The 3,801-nt window shown below is 40.1% G+C and carries 2 protein-coding genes and 1 pseudogene; 1 reads left to right on the top strand and 2 read right to left on the bottom strand.

Annotation, left to right across the window (positions count from 1 at the left end):
- On the bottom strand, positions 1–1,514 hold a 1,514-nt coding region (locus Q0X72_RS13255; protein WP_297766367.1), incomplete at its 3' end, for a VCBS repeat-containing protein.
- Positions 1,515–1,840: 326 nt separating this feature from the next.
- On the opposite strand from Q0X72_RS13255, the gene Q0X72_RS13250 reads away from it, so the two are divergent.
- A complete protein-coding gene (locus tag Q0X72_RS13250; protein WP_297766365.1) occupies positions 1,841–3,493 on the top strand; it encodes a solute:sodium symporter family transporter in 1,653 nt (550 codons plus the stop codon).
- A 64-nt stretch (positions 3,494–3,557) separates the two neighbouring features.
- Here the strand turns inward: Q0X72_RS13250 and Q0X72_RS13245 are convergent.
- Positions 3,558–3,801: pseudogene (locus Q0X72_RS13245) on the bottom strand (xylose isomerase); the annotation flags it as partial.

Here is a 3,801-nt window from a genome sequence, read left to right as displayed (position 1 = left end):
AAATCGAGATCGCCGTCATTATCCAGGTCACCATAGGCTGCTCCATTGGACAAGGTGGGTAATTCAAAACCCCATTCCTTGTTAGCATTGGAGAAAGTAAGGTCCTGGTTGTTTCTATAGGCGTAGTTAGGTTGCGGTCTTATGGGCATCTTATTAATGATAGAATCTATAGATTCCTTACGGCCCGTTAATGCCATTTTCTGAATGATCTCATTCGCAAAGAAATCAACAAAATCGAGATCTGTTAAGTCGTGGTTGATCCCATTAGTGATAAAGATATCCCGGAAGCCATCATTATCCATGTCAAAAAGTAGTCCGGCCCAACTCCAGTCGGTTGCATCAACCCCGCTATAATAGGCTATCTCTGAGAATGAACCGTTCGCATTATTGAGTTGAAGGGTGTTTTGGATGTATTGTTGGTAGAAATCTTTATCCTGTTTTAATCGGAAAAGATCGTACCCATCAAATTCCATCACAGATTTTACCCGTTCATCTACCTCGGGTAGCATATCTGTGATAAAGATCTCAGCATGGCCATCATTGTTTATATCTGCCATATCGATACCCATAGCCGACATAGAAAGGTGTGAGGTCCATCCTTTGATATCTTCTGTAAACGTACCATCCTGATTGTTTATGTAGAGGTAGTCCCGCTCATAAAAATCATTCGAAACATAAATATCAGGAAAGAGATCTTTGTTGATATCGGTGATCATTACTCCAAGACCAAAACCTATAAGTGATCCATATATACCTGCCTTTTCGCTGACATCTACAAATTTCCCATTGTCATTGCGGAGAAGCATATCACCAACTCCTTTAAAAATATCCGGAACGCCTTCCCAATCCTGGGCCCGCACATCTCTCTGCCCGGCATACCCCAAACTGCTAACAGGAATGTTGCTGTTATTAAGAATATATACATCAAGATCCCCGTCCTTATCATAATCGAAAAAAGATGAATGGATTGAGAATCCCGTATTGGCAAGGTTGTATTCAGCTGCTTTTTCAGTAAAGGTAAGGTCGCCGTTGTTGATGTAAAGGTCATTGTCATGGTTGTTTCCCTCTATTTTCCCTGCATTACTCACATAGATGTCAAGTAATCCATCTTGATTGATATCTACCATAACCACACCTGTGGACCAGGGTTTACTACCCTCGACGCCCGCCTTAGCCGAAATATCCTCAAAGGTTAAGTTCCCTTTGTTGAGATAGAGTTTATTGCTTACCATGTTCCCGGTAAGGTATATGTCAGCAAGGCCATCATTGTTTACGTCCCCAATAGCTACACCACCGCCATTGTAAAAATTTCGATATTTAAAGATGTTGAAGTCCTTTTGGTTTTCAACTTTGTTAATAAAATCAATTCCCGTTTGTGATGAAGGCAATAGCGTAAAAAGGGTAGGAGTCTTTTTGGAAGAGGACTCATTTCTTTTATTTTTATTGGTGCAACCTATGGTAAAACCTAAAGTCCCTATAACAATTACCAGGCTAATTTTGTTACTTAATGTCATGTTTTTTATTCGATGTTTTCAATCAAAAATATAGACACGTTTTGCATGTCCCGGTGTGGTGGTTGTATGTTATTTATGGTTTTTTTTAATATCAGGAGAACATTGTTAGGGCAATTAGAAAATACCCGAATATCCTTTTCAAAATGCTACTATAAGAGGGCCACAAGATACTTAATCTGGGAGGAAGATGAAAATGTACTGAACTATTGTTTATGTTAAATGCATCCTATATACAGTATAAAAAAACGAATAATATGGCATAGCGGAAGTAGTTTGCAAATAATCCAATATATTTAGCAATACAAACGAACTAACTAAGCTGTAACATGATAGGAATTTTATCCTTTGTTGGCTTTACCGCTATGGTAGCCATCATTTCATATTTTGCAACAAGGACAACTGATGAAACCTCTTCGGATGGCTATTTTCTGGGAGGAAGGAGTCTTACTGCAGGGGTTATTGCGGGATCACTTCTCCTTACCAATCTATCTACCGAACAAATAGTAGGACTTAATGGTAGTGCTTATAAGGATGGGTTGTCTGTTATGGCATGGGAAACATTAGCAGCAATTGCCATTGTGGTTACGGCTGTTTTTCTTTTACCGAGGTATCTTAAAGGAGGTCTCACCACGGTTCCACAATTTTTAGCAAAGAGATTCGATGTTACTACAAAGACCATTACCTCTGCACTTTTTCTTACCGGATATGTAGTTGTGTTACTTCCCGTTATTCTGTATTCCGGATCTGTAGCTATTAGCGGTATGTTTAATGTACCGGAACTTTTGGATGTTTCCAAAGAAACCGCTTTGGTGCTATGTATCTGGGGAATAGGAATTATCGGTTCTATTTATGCTGTTTTTGGAGGTTTAAAGGCTGTGGCTGTTTCTGATAGTATTAATGCAATCGGACTCATAGTAGGAGGAATTCTTATTCCGGTCTTTGGGTTAATGGCCATTGGAGATGGCAGTATTATAGGAGGTCTAGATGCCCTAATGTCTACAAATCCGGAACGATTCGATTCTACGGGTGAGCCCGGACAAGAGGTGCCATTCTCTACTATTTTTACCGGGATGATGTTGGTACAGTTGTTTTATTGGGGTACCAACCAACAGATCATTCAAAGGGCCTTGGCGGCCAAGAATTTAGCGGAAGGCCAGAAAGGACTGCTGCTGGCATCGTTTTTGAAAATATTGGGTCCATTGATTTTAGTACTACCGGGAATGATCGCCTACCACTATTTTGACGGGGGCTTGGCATCTAGTGACCTTGCCTACCCTGAACTAGTGCGTGCCGTTTTGCCCAAACCATTAATTGGTTTTTTTGCTGCGGTACTCTTTGGAGCCATTTTGAGTTCCTTCAATAGTGTTCTCAATAGCTCTGTAACCTTGTTTGGTATTGATATTTACAAACAGCATATTAATAAGGAAGCTCCGGAAAAGACAGTAGTTAAGTATGGAAAAATATTTGGGGTTTGTCTGGCCCTGGCTGCCATGTTTATTGCACCAATGATCGCGAATGCAGGTAGTTTGTTCGATTATTTACAGGAAATAAACGGTATCTATAGCATCCCGATCTTGACGATCATTGTTATTGGGTATACCACCAAAAGAGTACCGGCAATTGCTGCCAAGATAGGTATTATTTCAGGCTCTGTACTTTATATCATTTCACAGTTTATTTTAGAGCCGATGCTTGTAGGTTCTGCCCTTGAAGAAGCAAAAGCTGCAGGGATAACGAGTGTTTCAGAATTAGCCCTAGTAGAGGCAGATGCCTATCCCCATTATTTGCATGTGATGGCCATATTATTTATTGCCAATATCGCTTTAATGCTACTGATAGGAAAATTTAAGCCAAGGGCAACAGAATATGTGCAGGAATATACCAAACAGGTAGAAATTACGCCGTTCAAGTACGTAAAGCAGTTTGGAATGATCATCGTGATCATCGTGGTGGGGATCTATATCTACTTTGCGAAATAAAAAAAATACGGAGACCCGACTTACACTGAGTGAAGGACGGACTTTTCTTTTCTCTTGGAATGCGCTAGATATACTGGTTGATCATATTTTCGAGCATTTCCTGTTTCCCGCTTTGAGGCGGTAATTCTTTTATATTCAGGGATAGCTTATAAAGGTCCTCTAAGCTTAATATTCCCTTTTCGAAGTCTTTTCCTTTGCCAGTATCAAAGGAGGCATACCGATCTTTGCGGATTTGTGAATACTTAGATTTCGACAGGATCTTATCTGCGGTCAAAAGAGCCCTTGCAAACGTATCTGCTCCTCCATTA

The organism is uncultured Muriicola sp., from assembly GCF_947258935.1.
Lineage (GTDB): Bacteria > Bacteroidota > Bacteroidia > Flavobacteriales > Flavobacteriaceae > Muriicola.
The sequence above is the reverse complement of the archived record's forward strand: the minus strand, read 5'-3'. Positions and strand labels throughout refer to the sequence as shown.